This window comes from Trichormus sp. NMC-1, assembly GCF_001858025.1.
GTDB lineage: Bacteria > Cyanobacteriota > Cyanobacteriia > Cyanobacteriales > Nostocaceae > Anabaena.
The window spans coordinates 1-3,588 of sequence record NZ_LZQD01000025.1 but is presented as its reverse complement, the minus strand read 5'-3'; the positions used below and the strand labels follow the sequence as shown (position 1 = coordinate 3,588).

The following is a 3,588-nucleotide window of genomic DNA, read 5'->3' as shown; positions in this document are numbered from 1 at the left end:
TCTTTTAGAGGACTTTCGCTATGAGACGGGGAATTTATTCCCCGGCTTTTATTCTGCTATCAAATCGGGAAATTTATTCCCTGGTGTTTGTCGTGCTATCAGATGGGGCATTTTATTTGCTGGTTTTGCTCCCGTGATATTACACCCCCTACCCGGAAATTGGCCATAAATAAATCACGCCGACCGGCTCAACCCGCACTGCTTTGACTTGGTAAGCGGCTTCAATTCGGGCTGGTTCGGAAATCAATTCCAATGCGATCGCTTTGAGGCGTTTTTCCCAATGGCGACGGTCTGCATCTACTTGACGCTGTTCCTCGATAATTGGCAGAGATAACTGCACAGCTTGAGAGTCTTTCTGACAGTTGAGAATTCGCGTCTGTTGTTCTTCCAGAATCTTCTTCATCTCAGCAGCCTCTTTAATCCCCCGATTAACTAGCTTTTTCTTGGCACTTTCCGCCAAAATTTCGGCGCGGCGTTCCAAATGGGGAATTAATTCGCTCACATCTTCAGCAGCACTTTTTTGCAGTCGTTCTTTCACTGCTGACGCAACTTCTAGTAAATGGGGGGAAGCCAGAGAAGTTTCCAGTAGTTCCAGTACGTTGTCTTTCTCACCTTCTTTTAAAGGTTGAAGCTTCTTGCGCCCTCGGCTAGTTGGGTCTAACCACTCTGCTGCTACTTCAATTACTTGATCATGTAAACGAGTCGCCCGTTCACCATATAAAGCCAATCGTCCCAAGGCGATAACTTTGGGCATGGGGTCATTAGTTAGACATACACAAGCACGGGTTAATTCATCGTGCAAGAAACCTTGAGATAAAAATCTGCTCAGTAACCGTTGGACAATTCTGTGTTCTAAATGCAGATGCACTACATCCCCATCTAAAGAACCAGGATCTCGAAACACTACCGGGCGAATTGGTGCTTCTTTGCGCCATTCCCAGGGCTTTTGTCCGATTTTTCGCGGTGTTCTCAGGGTATCAATTGTTGTTGACCATGTGGGATCTGCACCAGTTTGCTGGTCAAGGGCGGGAATTGTCCACCGGGCGGTTACAGGGTTGTTAGCAACCTCATTCACATCTACAGGTGTGAGGGAAGGAACGCCGAGAATTTCTAAAGAAGCGGAAATAGCATCACGGAAGTGGTGGTCATCTAGTCCCAACCAATCCCGCGAGTTTTTTAACATTGCTTGTAAATTCTCGACCTGTTTTGTCAAATCTTGTTGGCGGACTCTGGCTTGCTCCAGTTCCTCATTAATCACCCCACTTCCTGCTCCTAGTGGGGAAGCTGGGCGAACCCCGGCAACGGATTGGCTCACCTGTGTACTTACTATTTCCTGGTCATTGATTTGTTCAGCTTGATTAATAGAATTGGTAAGATTACTTACGTCTTGATGGCGAATTCCATGAGCCAGTAAGCGCGACATATTTCTTTCGACAACTGGTGCTAGGCTACCGAGTTCTTGTTGAATAGTGGCTGTTTTCCGCACCAATACATCTAATACTTTGTCTTCTGTGCGTTGGGGTAAAACAAAGTAATAACAATGGACAACAGGCGATCGCTGTAATTTACGGTCAATCCGTCCATTGCGCTGCTCCATCCTGGATGGGTTCCACGGCACGTCAAAATGGAACAGGTCAGCACAATTATTTTGCAGGTTTACCCCCTCCCTTGCCGCATCTGTAGCAATCAAAATCCGCAGGGGATGACGGGCAGGATCGGCATTAAAGGCACTTTTAATAGCTTCCCGGCGTTCTTCTCCCATACCCCCGTGAAAGACCTCTATGCGTTCATGTTCACGGTGAGAATTAGCGATCGCACTCTGTAACTGTTGTTGTAGATAACGTTTAGTATCTGTATATTCTGTAAAGATAATTACTCGCCGTTCTAACCAAGCCGCATTGGCTTCACCCAATTGAGGACAGAGATTTTGGCGAATCCACTCCACCAGTTTGTGAATCCGCGGATCTGGTTGGTAGCGAGAGGAATTAGCTACATCTGCCATTTCATCTAAAATTGCTAACTCACGGGCTGTTTGTCCGGCTGCTTGCATAGTAGCTGCTGCCATTTGAGCATCTTCTTCTGCCTCTATTTCCGCTTCTAAAAATTCTGCCCGTTCGTCATCAGCACTAACTGACTCCAACAACAACGGTAAACTGACTTTATGAATGGCAGGACGGTTAGCTGCTTGCTTTTCTACCGCCGTTCGATGTACTTTTAAAGTCCGTGCAAATGCTTCAATGGAAGACAATAACCGCTTTTGCAGTGAAGTAATTACCAGCATCGCTGTAGTCTGGGTGGACTTAGCTGCATCCTTGAGTCGTTCCTCACGCAAACTCCGATATTGTTGCAGCAATTGGGATAACTTGAGTTCTGGTGCGTCTTCTGGGAGATGATCAATCACTATTGGACTCACGAAACGTTGGGGAAATTCTTCTCCTATCTCCCGTAAATCTTGCTTTAAACGGCGTACCATCACAGTGTCTAGCAACTTGTGATTGCGGACAGGTACTCCTCGACAAAAACGCTGGGGGTCGAGGATTTCTAGTAAAGCCGCAAAGCTGTTGGAATGTCCATTGTGGGGAGTAGCAGACAAAAACAGCTTGTGTTCAAAACGCGGTGCTAAATCTCGTACAGTTTTGGTAAGTTGGGAATCAACCGCATATTTTGCCCCACTCGCAGGTGCAGCATTGTGGGCTTCATCTAGAATGAGCATGGAGGCAGGAGAAAAATCACTCAGCCAATCTCGTAATGGTGCAGCATAGGTTTCATCTCGCAGCAAGGCATGGGAAATAATAAACCGAGTGTGTGTCATCCAAGGGTTAATCCCATAACCCCGTTCTTGACGACGGGCAGTAATAAACTCACGGTCAAGAATCATAAATGTGAGTCCAAACCGACTCTCCATTTCTTCTTGCCATTGTCTGACTACTGATGGTGGACAGGAAATCACCACTCGGCGAACTTTTTGCCGCATTAACATCTCGCGCAGTATTAGCCCTGCTTCGATTGTTTTACCCAATCCGACATCATCGGCAATAAACAAGCCGACTCTAGGCATCAGCAAGGCTTTACGTAACGGTTCTAGCTGATAGGCTTTGACTTCTATTCCTGCCCGATAGGGAGCTTGAAAAAGTTTGGCATCTGTGGAAGTTACGCAATTCCAGCGTAATGTGTGCAAGTAGGCAGAGAACAACCGGGGATTATCAAAGCCTCGATTAGCGATGGATTCCCATGATGTCACCCCGACGATTTTGGCATCTATTTCTCGTTCCCACAGGACTTCTAGGGATTCTCCCAAGGCATCATCTTCTAAGCAAGAAAGACTAACTTTAGTATCTTGTTCTGGTGAAGGCTTAGGCACTACTTCTTCCACAAGATACTGGCGCGATCGCACACGCACAATCTGTCCAGTTACAATGTCAGTCACTTGTGTTTTCCTTTTTGTGACTGGGCTGCTATTATTCCTCCTCTCATCATGAAAAACTTACTCCCCTAAATGATCAAATAGACAATATGCTCAACAACTGTCAAGGTTTTACCCGAACCAGTCCCCTAACTTCGGGTTGTTCAACTACCAATAATCTTTTA

1 protein-coding gene is annotated in these 3,588 nt (G+C 46.2%); it reads right to left on the bottom strand.

Annotation, left to right across the window (positions count from 1 at the left end):
* Positions 1 to 148: 148 nt before the first annotated feature.
* A complete protein-coding gene (gene drmD, locus A9Y75_RS25695; RefSeq protein ID WP_071192719.1) occupies positions 149 to 3,427 on the bottom strand; it encodes a DISARM system SNF2-like helicase DrmD in 3,279 nt (1,092 codons plus the stop codon).
* Between the last annotated feature and the right edge of the window lie 161 nt (positions 3,428 to 3,588).